Source organism: Rahnella sp. RcJ3 (genome assembly GCF_009498575.1).
Classification (GTDB): Bacteria; Pseudomonadota; Gammaproteobacteria; order Enterobacterales; family Enterobacteriaceae; genus Rahnella; species Rahnella aceris.
The window spans coordinates 234,068-252,880 of sequence record NZ_QSNX01000007.1; the positions used below are offsets into that span (position 1 = coordinate 234,068).

Sequence of the window (18,813 nt, forward strand, 5' to 3'; positions counted from 1 at the left end):
AAAATGACCCAACTGAATCTGAACACCCTTTCCGCCCGTATCCGGTCTCATAAAGAAGCCCTGATCCACATCGTCAAGCCACCGGTATGTACCGAGCGCGCACAGCATTACACGCAGGTTTATCAGCAACATGCTGACAAACCGCTGGCGGTACGCCGCGCGCTGGCGCTGGCTGAACATCTGAGCAAACGCACTATCTGGATCAAACATGACGAGCTGATCGTCGGTAATCAGGCCAGCGAAGTGCGCGCTGCACCGATTTTCCCGGAATACACCGTGGGCTGGATCGAAAGTGAAATTGACGCGCTTGCTGACCGGCCGGGCGCAGGTTTTGCCGTCAGCGAAGCCAACAAAAAAATCCTGCATGAACTCTGCCCATGGTGGCGCGGGCAGACCGTGCAGGACCGCTGCTACGGTATGTTTACCGATGAGCAGAAAGCGTTGCTCGACAGCGGTATCGTAAAAGCCGAAGGCAATATGACTTCCGGCGATGCCCATCTGGCGGTGAATTTCCCGCTGCTGCTGGAACTGGGTCTGGACGGATTAAGCAGTAAAGTGGGCGAGCGTCGCAGCCGCATTCGGCTGACTGACTGGGAAGATTTGCATAAAGAGCAATTGCTGAAAGCCATTGATATCACGCTGGCAGCGGTCAGCGACCACGTCATGCGTTTCTCACAACTGGCACGGGAAATGGCCGCCACGGAAACCCGCGAGCAGCGCCGTAGCGAGTTACTGACCATCGCCGCCAACTGCGACGTCATTGCTCATCAGCCACCGCAAAACTTCTGGCAGGCGCTGCAACTGTGTTACTTCATTCAGCTTATTTTGCAGATTGAATCCAACGGCCACTCCGTGTCGTTTGGCCGCATGGATCAGTATTTGTATCCGTTTTATCGTCGTGACGTTGAGCTGGAACAAACGCTGGAGCGTGATCAGGCCATCGAACTGCTGCAAAGCTGCTGGCTGAAATTGCTGGAAGTGAACAAGATCCGCTCCGGTACGCATTCCAAAGCGTCGGCGGGCAGCCCGTTGTACCAGAACGTCACCATCGGCGGTCAGAATTTGCATAATGACGTGGCATCCGATGCGGTCAATCCGCTGTCATACGCCATTCTGGAATCCTGCGGACAATTGCGATCCACCCAGCCGAATCTGAGCGTGCGCTATCACGCCGGAATGAGCCGTGACTTCCTTGATGCCTGCGTACAGGTGATCCGCTGTGGTTTTGGCATGCCCGCCTTTAATAACGATGAAATTGTTATTCCAGAATTCATCAAACTGGGCGTCGAAAAACAGGATGCTTATGATTATGCCGCCATTGGCTGCATCGAAACGGCAGTCGGCGGCAAGTGGGGCTATCGTTGTACCGGCATGAGTTTCATCAACTTTGCCCGCGTGATGCTCGCCGCGCTTGAACAGGGGCACGACGCGAAAAGTCATACCCGCTTCCTGCCGCAGGAACGCGGTTTGTCGCAGGGGAATTTCGATAATTTCGATCAGGTCTTTGCGCAGTGGGATGAACAAATCCGTTATTACACCCGCAAATCCATCGAAATCGAATGCGTGGTCGATACGGTTCTGGAAGAGAATGCGCAGGATATTTTGTGTTCGGCGCTGGTCGATGACTGTATAGAACGCGGGAAAACCATCAAGCAAGGCGGTGCGAAATACGACTGGGTTTCAGGATTGCAGGTCGGGATCGCCAATCTGGGTAACAGCCTGGCGGCAGTGAAAAAGCTGGTATTCGATCAGGGCGTGATTGGCCAGCAGGAGCTGGCCAACGCGCTGGCTTCAGATTATGAGGGACTGGACGGCGAACGACTGCGTCAGCGGCTGATTAACGGCGCAGAGAAATACGGCAATGATCAAGACGAGGTCGATAATTTGCTGGTGCGTGCGTATCAGTGCTATATCGATGAACTGTCGAATTATCACAATACCCGCTTCGGACGCGGCCCGGTCGGTGGCACGTATTACGCGGGTACATCGTCTATTTCGGCCAACGTGCCGTTTGGTGCCGCCACTACCGCCACGCCGGATGGACGTAAAGCCTTTACGCCGCTGGCGGAAGGGGCCAGCCCGGCATCCGGTACCGATCATCTCGGGCCGACAGCGGTCTTTAATTCGCTGAGCAAATTACCGACAGAAGCGATTCTCGGCGGCGTACTGCTCAATCAGAAACTGAATCCGGCATCGCTGGAAAATGAAAGCGAACGCGAGACGTTAATGCTAATGCTGCGGACATTCTTTGAGGAACATCGCGGCTGGCATGTTCAGTACAATATTGTTTCCCGCGAGACATTACTTAAAGCGCGTGAGGAACCGCAGAACTATCGCGACCTGGTTGTCCGTGTCGCCGGTTACTCCGCATTCTTTACGGCCTTATCGCCTGAGGCTCAGGATGATATTATCGCCCGTACAGAACATTCACTTTAAAATTCGCATCTGAATTTAACTTTCAACGGGCGGCGCAGGCTGCCCGTATTTTGGGCGGTTATGAACGACAGACAACAAGTTATTCTGCAATGGGTAAACGATAAGCAGCGCATCAGCGTCAGTGAGTTGTCACAGATTTGTCAGGTGTCAGAAGTGACGATCCGCCACGATCTTACGCTACTGGAACAGCGACATTATCTGCGCCGTGCGCACGGTTTTGCCGTCGCTATCCAGACCGATGACGTGGATACCCGCATGATGTCGAATTTTGCCCAGAAGCAGAAACTGGCGAAGTTTGCGGCATCCCTGATCCAGGACGGCGAAACGGTATTTTTCGAAAGTGGCAGCAGCATCGCCTTGCTGGCGCAATATCTTGCCGATAAGAAGAACCTGACGGTGATTACCGTCAGCGGTTATGTCGCCTCTTTGCTGAAAAGTATGCCCTGTGACGTGGTTCTGCTCGGCGGGATGTATCAGAAAACCAGTCAGACGGTGGTCGGCCCGCTGACCAGAATGTGTCTGCAACAAATGAATTTCAGTAAAGCGTTCATGGGCATCGACGGCTTCACCGATACCACCGGCTTTACCGGCCGGGACATGTTACGTGCTGATGTGGTGAATGCGGTCGTGGCTAAAGGTGCGGAAAATATCGTGCTAACGGATTCATCGAAATTCGGTCAAATAAATCTTAACCCGCTGGGGCCGGTCAGCGCCTTCAGCCGGGTCATCACTGACGACAAATTATCCCCTGAATATCAGCAGCAACTTTCCGCTGCCGGGATTAAGGTCAGCCTGGTCGGCTGACCTATCCTTATCTGTCTCCCCCGATAATTCGGGTTTCAGGGGATTATTGGCCGTAGTAGGCATTCTTGCCATGTTTACGCAGGTAATGCTTATCCAGTAATTGCGGCTGCATATCCGGCAACTGCGGCGTTAACTGGCGGGAGAAAATGCCCATGTAGGCGACCTCTTCCAGCACGACGGCGTTATGCACGGCATTATCGGCATCTTTCCCCCAGGCAAACGGCCCGTGCGAATGCACCAGTACAGCCGGAATGTCTGCCGGCGACAGATGTCTTTCCGCGAAGGTTTTAACGATGACTTCACCGGTCTCCCATTCATAACGTCCGGCGATTTCCTCTTCGGTCATCAGCCGCGTGCAGGGAATGTTGCCGTAGAAATAATCCGCGTGCGTGGTGCCCCAGGCGGGAATATCCAAACCGGCCTGCGCCCAGATGGTTGCGTGGCGCGAATGCGTATGAACAATACCCCCTGCTTCCGGGAAATTCAGGTACAGTACCCGGTGGGTATCGGTATCGGAAGAAGGCTTTTTGCTGCCCTCGACGATTTTGCCGGTCTCCAGTTCCACCACCACCATGTCGTCCACGCCCATGTGGTCGTATTCCACTCCCGACGGTTTAATCACGACCAGCCCAAGTTTACGGTCAACGGCGCTGACATTTCCCCAGGTAAAGGTCACCAGATTATGGCGAGGCAGTGCCAGATTGGCCTCTAATACCTGCTCTTTCAGTTGCTTTAGCATCTTGGTTTCCTCTTATTACGAGGCTTTATTGTCTGGGTGACGGGTGTGTGCAGGTATGGGGGAAATCGCTAAAGAGTGCGTACAGATCTGCTGCAAACGTAAAAGTGCCCATTTGTTCCACAAACCGTTGAATGTTTGTCCAGCTTTTTAGTCTTTTGTGTGGTGAGAAAGAGCATCCTTGGTGAATTAAGATTATTCACCTAGTGAATGTATATCAATTTCACTATTTTTAATTAACGGATGCACAACTGCGTCTGGATAGGAGAAAAATTATGATGCTCGTGAATAAACGTGTTGCCAGTATCGCACTGGTTCTGACTCTGGCAATGTCTGTCAGCGCTTGTGGTAACTGGTCTAAGCGTGACCGTAACACCGCAATCGGTGCGGGTGCAGGTGCGCTGGGTGGTGCAGTTCTGACTGACGGCAGTACCTTAGGGACATTGGGTGGCGCTGCAGTGGGTGGTATCATCGGACATCAGGTCAGTAAGTAAAACAACCGGGAGATAAGTTCTATTTAACTGGCATCAAAAACGTAAGCGTTAAGCAACGAATAAAGCTAAAAATAGGATTGGGTTGTTTTTCAGGTCAACTTTATTGTCATCAGATGGATGACAAACAACGTGCTTTCGCGTTGTGATATCTCTAAAAGCTAAAGCAAGATGCTGCACCTTTGCGGATGCAGCATCTTATTATAAACGGTCAGTGATCGTTTACAGACAGGTCAGCCCCCCGCCAGTTTCACTTTCATGCCTTTCGCTTCCAGCAGTTGTTTAAGCAGATCGCGTTTGTCGCCCTGGATCTCAATCACGCCGTCTTTCACCGCACCGCCACAACCGCATTTCTTTTTCAGTTCGGCAGCGAGTTTTTCCAGTTCAATATCATCAAGACTGACACCGGTGATCAGGCACACGCCCTTCCCTTTGCGCCCGCTGGTCTGGCGCTGAATACGCACAATGCCGTCACCTTTCGGACGCTCAGCCACGACTTTGGGCTCATCGATTCTGCCGCTGTCGGTCGAATACACTAAACGGCTGTTGCTGTCATTGCTCATGGTTTTTCCTTCTTAGCGCAGTGATGCCAGAATTTCACGCAGGGTCTGCGCCGGATGGGCAGATTGCGTGATCGGCCGGCCAATCACCATGTAATCCACGCCCGCCGCCAGCGCTTCCTGTGGCGTCATGATGCGACGCTGATCATCGGCTTGGCTGCCAGCCGGGCGGATACCCGGCGTCACCAGTTTGAACGCCTGCCCGAGAGCAGATTTAAAACGGGTCGCTTCCTGCGCGGAACACACTACGCCATCGAGGCCGCAGTCGCGTGTCAGGCGCGCCAGACGTTCAGCATAATCAGCCGGAGAAAGTTCAATACCTAAATCCGCCAGGTCATTGTCTTCCAGGCTGGTCAGCACCGTGACGGCTATCAGTAAAGGTGCATCTTTTCCAAACGGTACCAGCGCTTCCCGGGCCGCCGTCATCATGCGCGCACCGCCGCTGGCATGCACATTCACCATCCAGACACCCAAATCTGCCGCAGCAGCCACAGCGCGCGCAGTAGTGTTAGGGATGTCGTGGAATTTCAGATCCAGAAAGACGTCGAAACCGCGGGTCTGCAGATCTTTGACCATCTGCGGACCAAAATGAGTGAACATCTCTTTGCCAATTTTCAGACGGCAATCACGCGGATCGATTTTGTCAGCAAACGCCAGTGCGGAGGATTTATCGGCATAATCGAGAGCGACAACAATCGGTGAAGTATTTAAGTCTTTGTTGTTAGTGTTATTTTCGGACTTCATCTCGTCAGCCTCTTGTCAGTTTTTACGTCAGGAAGAAATAATATAATTTTTGCCGCCGATATTTTACATGGCAAACCACTGAATTCACAGCTACACCTAATGTGACAGTTTTATTAAATTTTTGTGATGCACTAGACGATGCAACAAGGCTGGCTTAGCTTGTTACTTTTACTCTAAGGAAAGGCAGAAAAATGAGTGAGATAACAACCCTGACCGTTAAAATTCCGGTTGAATTGAAAGAACTGATCAAAAACGCCGCTGCGGAAGCAGAACATTCATTAAGTGCAGAAGTTGCGGCACGCCTGGAAGAGAGTTTTAACCCTGCTGCGCCCAAAGGTAAAAAAGCCGCTAAAGCCACAGAACACGAAATTGATAATCAGCATCTTGCAGAAGAGACTGAACCCGCGCTGACCACCAAAGAAATCAAGAAATTGCGGACGTTGCTTAATGCCCGCAAGGCGAGCAGCAAGAAGAAGTAAGAGTCGATTTAAAATATCCTGCGGTTTCCCCTAAATAATTCACGTTGCAGGAAGGCGACAAACGCATCTGCAACCCGAAGTATGACGGGGAAACTTATTGGCCATCCAGGCCCCGGATTGGCTTTATCGTCGCCCAGCCACGGCATGACGGGCAATGCCAGTAAAGTGAATGCGCGGTAAAGCCGCATTTGTGACAGCGATAGCGTGGCTTCGTCCGGATCTGTTCACCCACCATATCCCGCAGCAACACCAGGCTCTCTTTCGCACGCCCTTCTTCCGCATCCGCCAGATGGTAATCCATCAGGTGATGAAACACGCGCATGGTCGGATGGCGTTGCAACTGACGGTTGATATAGTTTTGCGCGGTCTCACGCCCTTCTTCATCCTGGATGATTTCGGCCAGCATCAGTTCTGCTGTGGCGCCGGTATTTTCATCCACACAACGCCTGAGAAACTCGGCCCATGCCAGCGTATCGTCAAGATTCTGGTAACACTCCTGCAGCATCGGCAACGCTTCGCTGACCAGCTCTTTATCCTGCTCCAGCACCCGCTGTAAGGCCTCTGTCGCTTTGCGGTAATCGCCCTGCGCCAGTAAAATCCGCCCCTGCATAATGGAGACACGGGCACAGAGTTTGTCCGCTGCCGCCGCCTTTTTCAGCAAGCCGGTCGCCTTATCGAAATCTTCAGACACCATTGCCTGCAATGCCAGTTCACACCAGAAATGCGCAATTTCTTTACGGCGGTTTTCTTTGCCGAGCTTGACCAGACGTTCCGCCACATCAATGGCGTTCTGCCAGTCGCTGGTGGCCTGATGAATAATCAACAACTGTTCCAGCGCAAACAACTGGAAATCCTGCTCTTTCACCAGCTGGTTGAACATGTCTTCCGCACGATCATAGAAACCGGCAGCCATGTAATCACGACCCAGTTGCTGTACGGCGAGCAGGCGCTGTTCGAAAGTCAGCGAAGCACTTTCCATCAGCGACTGGTGGATACGGATCGCACGATCGACTTCACCACGGGAGCGGAACAGGTTGCCCAGAGTCAGGTGCGCTTCGACTGTACTGCTGTCCTCTTTCAACATTTCGAGGAACAGATCGACCGCTTTATCCTGCTGATTGGAAAGCAGGAAGTTAACCCCCGCGACGTATTCACGCGACAGGCGGTTAGCATTTTCCTGTTTGTCCTGCTGAGAACTTCTGCGCCCCATGTACCAGCCATAGGCGGCCGCAACGGGCAACAACAGAAACAGCAGTTCTAACATAGAGGGTTATTCCTTGCTGACATCGTAAGATGCTGCTGGCGGCGTAACGACAGCCGCGGGTTCAATTTGCTGCTCCAGGCGTTTGATTTTACGCTGGGCGCGCCCCAGTGACAGACGTACACGCAGGTAGAACAAACCACAGATTATCCAGCCAAGAATAAAACCGGTAGCGAACAGCACAGCAAGCAGTGTAGAAACACGATAGTCACCCTGTGCCAGCAAATAATTGAAGGTCACAGTCTGATCGTTATGGGCACCCAGAGTGATAGAAATCACAACGATGACCAGCAAAAATAAAAAAATCAGCAGATATTTCACATTCATTCCTGTAATGCCGGGTGTACCGGATGAATTATGCCAAAAACTCGCGTCCCGACCTAATAAGTTAGCATTTCCGAACAAAGCAGGGAAACATTGCGGAGGGTTTAAATGCCGTCTGTAGCAACTTCATTCGACTTTAGTGTGGTGTCGTGACCACCACGACAATGACGGCTATGGAATGTATATGGGGATGAAAACCATGAATTAAAGGGTTCACCAGGAACCCCCTGAGATTTCAGACGGTAAGAAATCAAAAAACCGGGATTATTCACGCTCGCTGATTTCCTGGTTTTCTGCTGGTGGTGGCGTTAGCGGCCCGACATAGCGCTCCGTCAGCCAGCAGGCCAGCATTACCAGGATCCAGCTGATGCCCACAGATGCCATCAGGTCGCGTGGCCAGTGCATGCCGAGCATCAGTCTGCTGCCCATCACCACCACCGCCCACACCATCAGCACGGTGACCGTTTTATAGTGTTTACGCCGCCACAATAACCCGACACCGAGTAAAGCCCAGGTTGCGGCAAACATCGTGTGGCCAGAAGGGAATGCGTATCCCGTGTCGTTCTGCCAGCTTTTATTCAGCCAGTGCGGGATTTGCACGTTGTCGCCCAGCACCTCTTTCACCTGCCGGGCACGCGCTTTACTTTTCCGGGCATAAAATTCATCGACGTTCATCTGATGCTCCGTCCCCAGCCATGCGACATACGGCCTGGGTTCGCGGACTTCGGCTTTGATAAAGTCTTTAACATACTGACCGGCCAACACTGACAAGGTAATGATCACCACCAGCCCGATGGCTGGTTTAAGCCGAAATCGCAGGCACCACAGAAACCAGCCACAGAGGATCACAGTCGTCATGATTCCCCATGGTTCACTCACCGTTTCCGTGACCCAATAAAGCGGACGCAGCACGGCGGGATTACCACCCGGTGTCCACGTCCAGCCGCTTATCCACACCGCTGCGGGCATCAGTAACAAAAGAACAGCCCCGAGAGCGGTGCGCCTGGCGATATCAAACATAGTCGTCCCTTCAGTCATGCGTAAAAAGAGTTGGAGTGTATCAACGTTGTGATTGCTTAACATTCCTTTAGCGTGAGTTGTTGAAGAAGCGGTTATAATTCATAAGTTATGAACTAATCGTTCAAATATTCCCGCTAAAATGTGACCCAAACTGTGGCAAAATGATGCCCTGTCGTGATGGAAAGGCACCGATTCCCTATCCAGAGGCCGCATCAGAAAGTAGGATGCGCATCAACAAGTAAAATACTTACTGTAAATAAAGACTATTTGTGGTTTTTTTGGAGCATAAAATGCAGCTGAAACGGGTGGCAGAAGCCAATCTGCCAACACCTTGGGGCGATTTCCTGATGGTGGGTTTTGAAGAATTGGCCACCGGGCACGACCACCTGGCGTTAGTTTTTGGCGACATCACCGGTGAAACGCCGGTTCTTGCGCGCGTTCACTCCGAATGTCTGACCGGTGATGCCTTATTCAGCCTGCGCTGTGACTGCGGTTTCCAGCTCGAAGCCGCACTGAATCATATCGCCGAAGAAGGTCGTGGCATCCTGATGTATCACCGTCAGGAAGGCCGTAACATCGGTTTGCTGAATAAGATCCGCGCATATGCCTTACAAGACAAAGGTTACGACACCGTCGAAGCCAACCATCAGCTTGGGTTCGCCGCAGACGAACGCGACTTCACGCTGTGCGCCGACATGTTCAAATTGCTGGGTGTCGATTCCGTACGCCTGCTGACCAACAATCCGAAGAAAGTCGAAATTCTGACTGAAGCCGGTATTAACATTACAGAACGCGTCCCGCTGATCGTCGGCCGTAATCCGGAAAACGAACGCTACCTGTCGACCAAAGCCGCCAAAATGGGACATCTGCTCGACAAGTAAGGATTTATAGTCCGATCCAAATATTAAGGGCACCTTAAGAAGGCGCCCTTTTTTATTGGCCGGAGAAGCGGTTTTACAGCATTTTGCGGATCACATAATGCAGAATGCCGCCGTTCTGGAAATAGGTCAGTTCGTTGCCGGTATCGATACGGCAATGTGCATCAATTGTTTCAGTATGACCATCAGCAAACGTGATATGCACTGCAACATCCTGCCCCGGCGTCAGGGTTTGTAACCCGCTGATGCTGATCTGTTCATCGCCCGTGAGTTTCAGCGTTTTGCGCGTCACACCCTGCGGGAACTCGAGCGGTAAAATCCCCATCCCGATCAGATTCGAGCGGTGAATACGTTCGAATGATTCTGCGATAACCACACGTACCCCAAGCAGACGCGGCCCTTTCGCCGCCCAGTCACGGCTTGAACCTGAACCGTATTCTTTACCGGCAATCACTGCGGTCGGCACACTTTCATGCTGATAGCGCATCGCCGCATCGTAAATCGCCAGTTGGTCCTGCGACGGAATATGACGCGTATATCCGCCCTCCACGCCCGGCACCATTTCATTTTTGATGCGAATATTGGCGAACGTCCCGCGCATCATCACTTCATGGTTACCGCGCCGCGAGCCGTAGGAGTTGAACGCTTTGGGCTCGACGCCGTGCTGGGTCAGATACAAACCAGCCGGACTTTCGGCCTTGATATTCCCGGCAGGTGAAATGTGGTCGGTGGTCACTGAATCCGCCAGAATCGCCAGAATTCGCGCATCTTTGATGTCTTCCAGCGCATCAGGTTCCGCCTTCATATCACTGAAGAACGGCGGGTGGCGGATATAGGTGGAGTCTTCCTGCCAGGTATAGGTCGGCGTGCCTTCAACCTGAATCGCCTGCCAGCTGGCATCGCCGTTAAACACCTCGGCGTACTCTTTATGGAACATTTCCGTGGTCACCTGCGCAACCGCATTGGCGATATCGTTAGCCGACGGCCAGATATCTCTCAGGTAAACCGGTTTGCCATCAGCACCTTCACCCAACGGATCCGTCGTCAGATCAACGTTCATATTACCCGCCAGCGCATAGGCCACCACCAGCGGTGGTGAGGCTAGCCAGTTGGTTTTAATCAGCGGATGAATACGCCCTTCGAAGTTACGGTTGCCGGAAAGCACGGCCCCGACGGTTAAATCACCGGCCTTGATCGCCGACTCAATCGGTTCCGGCAACGGCCCGGAGTTACCGATACAGGTCGTACAGCCATAGCCCACCAGATTAAAGCCCAGCTTCTCCAGATGCGGCATGAGACCGGCGGCATTAAGATAATCGGTCACCACTTTGGAACCTGGCGCCAGTGAGGTTTTCACCCACGGCTTACTGGCCAGACCTTTTTCGGCGGCATTCTTCGCCAGCAGACCAGCGGCCATCAGCACGCTTGGGTTTGACGTGTTGGTACAAGAGGTGATTGCCGCAATCACTACCGCGCCGGTGGTCAGCGCATAATGCTGCCCTTCCAGCGTGAAACTTTCTTTATCGCTGCGCCCCGGCTTGCTGTTACCCAACTCCAGTTCAGTCGCCGCTTTGAACGCTTTCGGCACATCAGGCAACGCAACGCGATCCTGGGGACGTTTCGGCCCCGCGAGGCTCGGCTCAACGTCTCCCATGTCCAGCGCAAGTGTACTGGTGAAGACCGGCTCGTCACCGGCGTTACGCCATAAACCCTGGGCCTGCGAATAGGCTTTTACCAGATCGATTTGTTCGTCGCTGCGGCCACTGAGCTTCATGTAACTCAGTGTCACATCATCCACCGGGAAGAAGCCGCAGGTCGCGCCGAATTCCGGCGACATATTAGCGATGGTCGCGCGGTCAGCCAGCGGCAAATCGGCAAGGCCATCACCATAGAACTCGACAAATTTTCCCACCACACCGTGTTTACGCAGCATCTGGGTGACCGTTAACACCAGGTCCGTTGCGGTAATGCCTTCGCGTAATTTACCGGTCAGTTTGAAACCCACAACGTCCGGGATCAGCATGGAAACCGGCTGTCCGAGCATTGCGGCTTCCGCTTCGATACCGCCGCAACCCCAGCCCAGAATCCCCAGACCGTTAATCATCGTGGTATGTGAATCCGTTCCGACCAGCGTGTCGGGATAGGCCATCGTTTTGCCATCCTGCTCTTCGTACCAGACGGTTTGTCCAAGATATTCCAGGTTGACCTGATGACAAATACCCGTGCCAGGCGGCACTACGCGGAAACGGTTAAAGGCTTTTTGCCCCCAGCGCAGGAACTGATAGCGCTCGTTGTTGCGCTCCATTTCGAGACGAACGTTCTCACCAAACGCCTCATCATCACCGAATTCATCCACTGTGACGGAGTGGTCGATGACCAGATCAACAGGCGACAACGGGTTTACCTGTTCGACATTCCCGCCGAGGCGTTTTACCGCCTGGCGCATCGCGGCCAGATCCACCACGGCAGGTACACCCGTAAAATCCTGCATCAATACGCGCGCCGGACGATAAGCAATTTCGCGGTCGGCATGACCGGTTTTCTGCCATTCGACCAGTTCCTGTAGATCGCTTTCTGTGACAGTGTCACCATCAACGTGGCGCAATAAATTTTCGAGTAAAACTTTGAGGGATTTTGGCAGGCGCTGAACATCACCCAATGTTTTGGCAGCGAGTGGCAGGCTGTAGTAGTAAAATTCTTTCTCCCGGACTGCCAGCTTATCCAGACTGTTCTTGCGAATAGACGACATAGCTTCTCCTTTAGCGCTCAGCGTGGCCATGAGTAATAACCCGCTGGCTTATAAGTGCATAGTTAAAGATAACACAAATTATCGTTAACATTTTGATAACAGCTCAAACTGATCATCAGGCAAAAAAAATCCCGCCGCTTCGGTGAGGATGCGGCGGGATCTCAGGGAGATAAAAATAGAGGATGACGACTTATTTTGTCGGCAGCTTAATATCTTTGAACATTTCTTCAATGTCTTCGTTGGAGCGCAGGGAAATAGCGGTATCAACCACATCACGTGTCAGGTGCGGCGCAAAGCGCTGGATAAAATCGTACATATAGCTGCGCAGGAATGTACTGCGACGGAAACCGATTTTGGTGGTGCTGTAGGTGAAAATATCACTCGCATCCACGGTCACCAGATCCGGATCCTGAACCGGATCCACTGCCATGCTGGCGATGACACCGACGCCCAGCCCCAGGCGGACATAGGTTTTGATGACGTCAGCATCGGTGGCGGTGAATACAATGCGTGGCGTCAGACCGGCGCGGTTAAACGCGGTATCCAGTTCTGAACGACCAGTGAAGCCGAAGGTATAGGTCACAATCGGATAAGCTGCCAGTTCCTCAATGGTGACTTTCTCTTTACCTGCCAGCGGATGATCAGGCTGAACCACCACGGCACGGTTCCAGTGGTAGCAAGGCAGCATGATCAGATCGTCATACAGATGGAGCGCTTCGGTGGCGATAGCAAAATCCGCATTGCCCTTTGAAACTGCTTCAGCAATCTGCGTCGGCGACCCCTGGTGCATATGCAATGAAACGCGCGGATAACGCTCGATAAAGCCTTTAATCACATTCGGTAAGGCATAACGCGCCTGCGTATGCGTCGTCGCGACATACAGCGAACCTTTGTCCGGATAGGTATGCTCACCAGCAACAGCTTTGATCGCATCCACTTTAGACAATACTTCACGGGCAATACGGATGATTTCCTGCCCTGCCGGCGTGACCTGTGTCAGATGTTTACCGCTGCGGGAAAAAATCTGGATCCCGAGTTCATCTTCCAGCATCCGCACTTGTTTGCTGATCCCAGGCTGCGACGTGTACAGGCCTTCTGCCGTCGAACTGACGTTCAGATTGTGATTAACAACCTCTACGATGTAGCGCAGTTGCTGCAATTTCATATCTCATACCACCCTGGTTTCAAACCCTGTCGCCATCCCTGTTCATCCGTTGGCTGAACAGTCTGGAAATGATTTTTTATCGACTACCGGAAGTCTGTGAACGCACCGTTTTTATGCCCCAGACGCATTAACTTATTACTTAAGTGCATAAGAATAAATTTTATATAACAATTATATCCATTATTAGCGTCATGTATACCCGAAGAACATAACGATAATCGAGGACTGTCGCAGACTGATAATAAAAACACGCATAACTCCGCGATGATAGATCTTAATGCAATAAAAAAACCAGTCCGGAAGACTGGTTTTTTACAACTGCTTAACAGCTTAAGGTATGACGGCGATAATTATTTTTTGCCTTCGACCCACTTACCGTCGACAAAGAAAGCGGTCCAGCCAGTGGCTTTGCCGTCTTTTTCTGAAGATACATACTGCTGCTTGGTTTTACGGCTGAAACGCACCATTGATTTATTGCCTTCCGGATCGGCCACCGGCGCATCGGCCAGATAGCTGAGTTTTTCCGGCAAGCGGTCTTTGAAGCGCTTCAGTTCTTCCACCAGCGGCGCACGGGTTTCGCGCGATTTAGGGAACGTGTTGGCAGCCAGAAATACCCCTGCCGCACCGTCACGCAGCACGAAATAGGCGTCTGATTTCTCACACGGCAATTCCGGCAGCGGAACCGGATCTTCTTTCGGCGGCGCAACGTCACCGTTTCGCAAAATCTTACGGGTGTTTTTGCATTCGTCGTTGGTACAGCCCATGTACTTACCGAAACGTCCCATTTTCAGGTGCATTTCAGAGCCACATTTTTCGCACTCAACAATCGGGCCGTCATAACCCTTGATGCGGAACTCACCCTCTTCGATTTCATAGCCATCACATTCCGGGTTGTTACCACAAACATGTAATTTGCGCTGATTATCGATGAGATAGCTGTCCATCGCCGTGCCGCATTTGACGCAACGACGCTTCGCACGCAGCGCGTTGGCTTCGGCTTCATCACCTTCCAGAATGTTCAGCACTTCGGCATCAGCAATCAGGTTGATGGTGGTTTTGCAGCGCTCTTTCGGCGGCAAGGCGTAGCCGGAACAACCGAGGAACACGCCAGTGCTGGCGGTACGGATCCCCATCGGACGTCCGCAGGTCGGGCATTCAATGCTGGTCAACACCATCTGATTCGGGCGCATACCGCCTTCTTCCGGGTCTTTCTCAGCAGTTTCCAGCTGCTTACTGAATTCAGTGAAGAATTCATCCAGAACGGCTTTCCATTCCGCCTTGTTGTTGGCGACCTGATCCAGCCCGTCTTCCATACGTGCGGTGAAATCGTAGTTCATCAATTCACGGAAGTTATCTTCCAGACGATCGGTAACGATTTCCCCCATTTTTTCTGCGTAGAAGCGACGGTTTTCAACGTGAACGTAACCCCTGTCCTGAATGGTCGAAATGATCGACGCATAGGTAGACGGACGGCCAATGCCACGTTTTTCCAGTTCTTTAACCAGAGACGCTTCGCTGAAACGCGCAGGCGGCTTGGTGAAATGCTGGGTGGGCAGCAGTTGTTGCAGCTCCAGATCCGTACCCACTTCGATCGCCGGCAAGGTTCTGTCTTCGTCGCCTTTACGCAACGCCGGCATGACTTTGGTCCAGCCATCAAAACGCAGCGTACGACCTTTGGCGCGCAGAGAGTAATCGCCCGCTTTCACCGTCAGCGTAGTGGAGTCGTACTGAGCCGGTGTCATCTGACAGGCCACAAACTGACGCCAGATTAGCTGATACAGACGTTGAGCATCCGCTTCCATATCTTTCAGTTGTTCTGAAATCACGGCCACGTCAGAAGGACGAATCGCTTCGTGCGCTTCCTGAGAATTCTCTTTATTGCTGTATTGCAGCGGCGCTTTCGGCAGGTATTTATCACCAAAATTCTCGCCAATATAGCCGCGCACCATTTCCACGGCGTCCTGACTCAGGTTAGTGGAGTCCGTACGCATATAGGTAATATGACCGGCTTCGTAAAGACGCTGGGCCATCATCATGGTTTTCTTCACACCGAAGCTCAGACGCGTACTGGCCGCCTGTTGCAGTGTGGAAGTAATGAAAGGCGCACCCGGCTTGCTGCTGGTCGGTTTGTCTTCACGATCCACCACGGTGTAACGCGCTTTTTCAAGCAGCGAAACGGCCGCGTGAGTTTGTTCTTTATTGACCGGTTTGAACGGTTTTTCGAGATGATGCGTGACTTCCATTTGCAGCGCGGTTTCTTTCTTCGCCAGCAAATCCGCATGCAATTCCCAGTATTCTTCCGGCACGAACGCTTTGATTTCTTTCTCACGCTCGACGACCAGACGCACCGCAACGGACTGAACACGACCTGCGGATAAACCACGGGCAATTTTCTTCCACAGCAGCGGAGAAACCATGTAACCCACCACGCGGTCCATGAAACGACGCGCCTGCTGAGCATTCACACGATCAATATTCAGTTCGCCCGGTTCTTTAAAGGCGTTTTGAATCGCGTTCTTGGTAATTTCGTTAAAAACGACACGGCTGAAACGTTTGTCATCACCACCAATCACTTCCCGCAAATGCCAGGCAATCGCCTCTCCTTCGCGGTCAAGGTCGGTTGCGAGATAGATGTGGTCAGCTTTTTCCGCTAACGCTTTTAACTCAGCAACAACTTTTTCTTTACCCGGAAGTATTTCGTATTGTGCTTCCCAACCGTGATACGGATCGACGCCCATGCGATTAACCAGCGCGGTTTTCTCATCCTTTTTTACTTTTTTCTTTGTTTTTTCTTCGGTTGAGTCGGCGGTCTTTTTAGCAGCGGATCCACTGGTCGGTAAATCACGGATATGACCAACGCTGGACTTAACAACGTAGTCATTTCCTAAATATTTATTAATCGTTTTGGCTTTTGCCGGGGACTCAACTATTACGAGAGCTTTGCCCATAATTACCTTTACCTGAATGATTCTTCATCATCTGAAGAAGATTTTGTCTAGTTATGCCGCGGCACAATATCACGTCTTTTTTTATATTGCGGCAGTGAGTCAGAACGTCAACTGATTTCTTTAAAAGAAGGAGCGAACTGACTTCCAGAGGTTCAAAACACTGATTCTGCGAGGGATTAACCAGACAGGGCTCAGCAGAATGCGCCCATTTTTAAGTCAAATAATGACCAAGCGTAAACAAAACATTCCACCTGAAGCCACAAAATCCCACACTCTACCTGATAAAAATCGTCACGCAAACTAATTAACACGGAAAGGCCCTTTTCGCCAATACGCGCCCGTTTTTTATAAAGGTGCTCAAATTATAACCAGAGCGATTAAGCAGATTACCCCCAGCAGATTTGCGGTTTTATCAGCGTCAGGATTACAATAACGTCAGCAATTATAGTGGGGAGTAAATATCATGCACGAAAATACATCGGCAATTAGTCGCGAAGCTTTACTGGTCGAAGCGAATAAGGTTATCCGTGAGCACGAAGATTACATGCATGGAATGCTGGCGACAGAGGTTGAGCAGAAAGGCAATGTGCTGGTTTTCCGCGGGGAGTTTTTCATGGATGAAGACGGTTTACCGACCAGAAAAACCACTGCGGTATTTAATATGTTTAAACACCTGGCTCATCTTTTTTCAGAAAAATACCATCTCGAAGATTGAGATAAAACAATCGCTAATAAAGGTATACACCACCGGTAAACGGCGGGGCTTAATCCGCAGGATTAAAAAGGGACATTCGTCCCTTTTTATTTTATGCCTTGCGAAAAAAATAGATTACAGCAGCGGTTTCTGACTGCGTTGTAACCAGCGCAGGAACAGGCGATCAGCACTCTCTGCCGCGCTGCCGGTGAAACGATCCATCATGCGTTTACGACGACTGTAACGCACCGCAATTACTTCATGATTTTTCATTTCTGCAATCAGTAAATCATCACTGGTACCAATAGCATCAATCAGGCCATTTTCACGCGCCTGGGTACCAAACCAGTGCTCACCGGTGGCTACCGCATCGATGTCCAGCGACGGCCGGTTCTGATGAACAAACTCTTTAAACAGCACATGCGTTTCATTCAGATCTTCACGGAACTTTTCACGACCTTCTTCGGTATTTTCACCCAGCAACGTCAGGGTACGTTTAAACTCGCCCGCCGTGTGCAACTCAATATCAATGTCATTTCGTTTGAGCAAACGGTTAAAGTTTGGGATCTGCGCCACCACGCCGATCGAACCGATGATGGCAAACGGCGCGGCGACAATCCTGTCCGCCACACAGGCCATCATGTAACCGCCACTGGCTGCGACTTTATCTACCGCAACCGTCAGACGAATACCGCTCTGACGCAGACGCACAAGTTGTGATGCCGCCAGGCCGTAACCGTGCACCACACCGCCCGGGCTTTCGAGGCGCAACAACACTTCGTCTTCCGGTGTTGCGACGGCCAGCACCGCCGAGATTTCTTCCCGCAGTGAGGTGACTTCGTGGGCATCCATACTGCCTTTGAAATCGAGTACATACAGGCAAGGTTTGCTTTTCGAACTGCCGGTTTTGGCTTGCAGTTTTTTCTGTTTTGCTTCCGCTTTATCCTTTTTCTTCAGTTCCTTGCTGCGAATTTTAAGTTCGGCAGGGTTCATGCGCGCACTGCGCATTTCACGTTGCATTTCGCGATACTGTTCACCTAAATCGACCAGGTGTAACTCACCTTTGCCGTGAGATTTACGCTGACGGAGGCCGACAAACAACACGACCAGCGCGCCGATGGCGATCACAACGGTCACGACTTTGGCCAAAAATAGCCCATAAAGAGAAAGTAAATCCACACATACCGCCTTTTCAACGTGGTAATAAAACCGTGGTAAGAAAGATGTTAAACATTCTAAACAATCGCCGCACTGACGTCTTGTTCGAAGATGACATCATGACTCAGACGTAAAACAGAGTGCGTCTGTGTTCCAATTTTGTTACAAAAGAGCTGCCCGCTTTTCGGTTAATCATTGAAACTCATGCCCATTTGAGGCATATAAGCGGTGATTGCACCCGAAAAAGCTAAAATTTTCACCAAAATGCCGGACTCTGGTTGAGCGCAATATCTCCCGTTTCCGCCATTTTTGATATGAAGAGCGCCTGATGTGATGACGTCATTTACCGCCACATCGCCGCCCCCC

The 18,813-nt window shown here is 51.5% G+C and carries 17 protein-coding genes; 6 read left to right on the plus strand and 11 right to left on the minus strand.

The genetic code is table 11. The annotated features are described in order from the left end of the window. Positions 1-3: 3 nt before the first annotated feature. On the plus strand, positions 4-2,436 hold the full coding sequence (locus DXU84_RS11765) for a formate C-acetyltransferase/glycerol dehydratase family glycyl radical enzyme (RefSeq protein ID WP_153375802.1): 2,433 nt from the start codon (positions 4-6) through the stop codon (positions 2,434-2,436). Between the two features lie 60 nt (positions 2,437-2,496). Then, positions 2,497-3,240 carry a DNA-binding transcriptional regulator YciT gene (locus tag DXU84_RS11770; protein WP_013575900.1) on the plus strand — a complete coding sequence of 248 codons (744 nt, stop codon included), beginning with the start codon at positions 2,497-2,499 and terminating at the stop codon, positions 3,238-3,240. Positions 3,241-3,283: 43 nt separating this feature from the next. On the opposite strand, the gene araD is transcribed toward DXU84_RS11770, so the two are convergent. Continuing rightward, positions 3,284-3,979 carry an L-ribulose-5-phosphate 4-epimerase gene (gene araD / locus DXU84_RS11775; protein ID WP_015690062.1) on the minus strand — a complete coding sequence of 232 codons (696 nt, stop codon included), beginning with the start codon at positions 3,977-3,979 and terminating at the stop codon, positions 3,284-3,286. A 272-nt stretch (positions 3,980-4,251) separates the two neighbouring features. Here araD and osmB point away from each other — a divergent pair, with 272 nt between their 5' ends. Then, positions 4,252-4,470 (plus strand): osmotically-inducible lipoprotein OsmB, encoded by a 219-nt coding sequence (gene osmB / locus DXU84_RS11780; RefSeq protein ID WP_013575902.1) that lies wholly within the window; start codon positions 4,252-4,254, stop codon positions 4,468-4,470. 230 nt (positions 4,471-4,700) lie between these two features. Here the strand turns inward: osmB and yciH are convergent, their stop codons facing one another. Both yciH and pyrF read right to left on the minus strand, forming a co-directional pair. After that, a complete protein-coding gene (gene yciH, locus DXU84_RS11785) occupies positions 4,701-5,030 on the minus strand; it encodes a stress response translation initiation inhibitor YciH (protein WP_013575903.1) in 330 nt (109 codons plus the stop codon). Between the two features lie 12 nt (positions 5,031-5,042). Beyond that, a complete protein-coding gene (gene pyrF, locus DXU84_RS11790; RefSeq protein WP_153375804.1) occupies positions 5,043-5,771 on the minus strand; it encodes an orotidine-5'-phosphate decarboxylase in 729 nt (242 codons plus the stop codon). A gap of 191 nt (positions 5,772-5,962) precedes the next feature. Between pyrF and DXU84_RS11795 the strand changes: the two genes are divergently transcribed. Continuing rightward, positions 5,963-6,250, plus strand: coding sequence for an Arc family DNA-binding protein (locus DXU84_RS11795; RefSeq protein WP_015690064.1), 288 nt, complete (start codon positions 5,963-5,965; stop codon positions 6,248-6,250). A 94-nt stretch (positions 6,251-6,344) separates the two neighbouring features. Here the strand turns inward: DXU84_RS11795 and lapB are convergent, their stop codons facing one another. The 3 genes from lapB to pgpB form a co-directional block, all read right to left on the minus strand. Continuing rightward, positions 6,345-7,514 carry a lipopolysaccharide assembly protein LapB gene (gene lapB, locus DXU84_RS11800; RefSeq protein ID WP_013575906.1) on the minus strand — a complete coding sequence of 390 codons (1,170 nt, stop codon included), beginning with the start codon at positions 7,512-7,514 and terminating at the stop codon, positions 6,345-6,347. Between the two features lie 6 nt (positions 7,515-7,520). Beyond that, positions 7,521-7,832 carry a LapA family protein gene (locus DXU84_RS11805; RefSeq protein ID WP_013575907.1) on the minus strand — a complete coding sequence of 104 codons (312 nt, stop codon included), beginning with the start codon at positions 7,830-7,832 and terminating at the stop codon, positions 7,521-7,523. A 267-nt stretch (positions 7,833-8,099) separates the two neighbouring features. Continuing rightward, positions 8,100-8,855 carry a phosphatidylglycerophosphatase B gene (gene pgpB / locus DXU84_RS11810; RefSeq protein WP_015690065.1) on the minus strand — a complete coding sequence of 252 codons (756 nt, stop codon included), beginning with the start codon at positions 8,853-8,855 and terminating at the stop codon, positions 8,100-8,102. Positions 8,856-9,145: 290 nt separating this feature from the next. Between pgpB and ribA the strand changes: the two genes are divergently transcribed. Continuing rightward, complete coding sequence (ribA, locus tag DXU84_RS11815; protein WP_015690066.1) at positions 9,146-9,736, plus strand: GTP cyclohydrolase II; 591 nt, start codon at positions 9,146-9,148, stop codon at positions 9,734-9,736. 73 nt (positions 9,737-9,809) lie between these two features. Here ribA and acnA read toward each other — a convergent pair whose 3' ends face one another. The 3 genes from acnA to topA all read right to left on the minus strand — a co-directional run bounded on the left by acnA (position 9,810) and on the right by topA (position 16,595). Then, the gene (acnA, locus tag DXU84_RS11820; RefSeq protein WP_013575910.1) at positions 9,810-12,482 is read right to left on the minus strand and encodes an aconitate hydratase AcnA; all 2,673 of its coding nucleotides are present in this window, start codon (positions 12,480-12,482) and stop codon (positions 9,810-9,812) included. Positions 12,483-12,672: 190 nt separating this feature from the next. After that, complete coding sequence (cysB, locus tag DXU84_RS11825) at positions 12,673-13,647, minus strand: HTH-type transcriptional regulator CysB (protein WP_013575911.1); 975 nt, start codon at positions 13,645-13,647, stop codon at positions 12,673-12,675. 350 nt (positions 13,648-13,997) lie between these two features. Continuing rightward, complete coding sequence (gene topA / locus DXU84_RS11830; RefSeq protein ID WP_013575912.1) at positions 13,998-16,595, minus strand: type I DNA topoisomerase; 2,598 nt, start codon at positions 16,593-16,595, stop codon at positions 13,998-14,000. Between the two features lie 463 nt (positions 16,596-17,058). Here topA and DXU84_RS11835 point away from each other — a divergent pair, with 463 nt between their 5' ends. Next, positions 17,059-17,310: a YciN family protein gene (locus tag DXU84_RS11835; protein WP_013575913.1), complete on the plus strand. Its 252-nt coding sequence runs from the start codon at positions 17,059-17,061 to the stop codon at positions 17,308-17,310. Positions 17,311-17,424: 114 nt separating this feature from the next. Here the strand turns inward: DXU84_RS11835 and sohB are convergent, their stop codons facing one another. Then, positions 17,425-18,468, minus strand: coding sequence for a protease SohB (gene sohB / locus DXU84_RS11840; RefSeq protein ID WP_013575914.1), 1,044 nt, complete (start codon positions 18,466-18,468; stop codon positions 17,425-17,427). Between the two features lie 167 nt (positions 18,469-18,635). After that, a complete protein-coding gene (locus DXU84_RS25010) occupies positions 18,636-18,800 on the minus strand; it encodes a hypothetical protein (protein ID WP_157962111.1) in 165 nt (54 codons plus the stop codon). Positions 18,801-18,813 lie beyond the last annotated feature (13 nt).

Excerpts from the sequence above, each read along its gene's own strand:
- osmB (WP_013575902.1), top strand. The coding sequence starts at position 4,252 with ATGATGCTCGTGAATAAACGTGTTGCCAGTATCGCACTGGTTCTGACT.
- DXU84_RS11770 (WP_013575900.1), top strand. The coding sequence starts at position 2,497 with ATGAACGACAGACAACAAGTTATTCTGCAATGGGTAAACGATAAGCAG.
- cysB (WP_013575911.1), bottom strand. The coding sequence starts at position 13,647 with ATGAAATTGCAGCAACTGCGCTACATCGTAGAGGTTGTTAATCACAAT.
- yciH (WP_013575903.1), bottom strand. The coding sequence starts at position 5,030 with ATGAGCAATGACAGCAACAGCCGTTTAGTGTATTCGACCGACAGCGGC.
- DXU84_RS11795 (WP_015690064.1), top strand. The coding sequence starts at position 5,963 with ATGAGTGAGATAACAACCCTGACCGTTAAAATTCCGGTTGAATTGAAA.
- araD (WP_015690062.1), bottom strand. The coding sequence starts at position 3,979 with ATGCTAAAGCAACTGAAAGAGCAGGTATTAGAGGCCAATCTGGCACTG.
- acnA (WP_013575910.1), bottom strand. The coding sequence starts at position 12,482 with ATGTCGTCTATTCGCAAGAACAGTCTGGATAAGCTGGCAGTCCGGGAG.
- topA (WP_013575912.1), bottom strand. The coding sequence starts at position 16,595 with ATGGGCAAAGCTCTCGTAATAGTTGAGTCCCCGGCAAAAGCCAAAACG.
- pyrF (WP_153375804.1), bottom strand. The coding sequence starts at position 5,771 with ATGAAGTCCGAAAATAACACTAACAACAAAGACTTAAATACTTCACCG.
- ribA (WP_015690066.1), top strand. The coding sequence starts at position 9,146 with ATGCAGCTGAAACGGGTGGCAGAAGCCAATCTGCCAACACCTTGGGGC.
- DXU84_RS11765 (WP_153375802.1), top strand. The coding sequence starts at position 4 with ATGACCCAACTGAATCTGAACACCCTTTCCGCCCGTATCCGGTCTCAT.
- lapB (WP_013575906.1), bottom strand. The coding sequence starts at position 7,514 with ATGTTAGAACTGCTGTTTCTGTTGTTGCCCGTTGCGGCCGCCTATGGC.
- pgpB (WP_015690065.1), bottom strand. The coding sequence starts at position 8,855 with ATGTTTGATATCGCCAGGCGCACCGCTCTCGGGGCTGTTCTTTTGTTA.
- DXU84_RS11835 (WP_013575913.1), top strand. The coding sequence starts at position 17,059 with ATGCACGAAAATACATCGGCAATTAGTCGCGAAGCTTTACTGGTCGAA.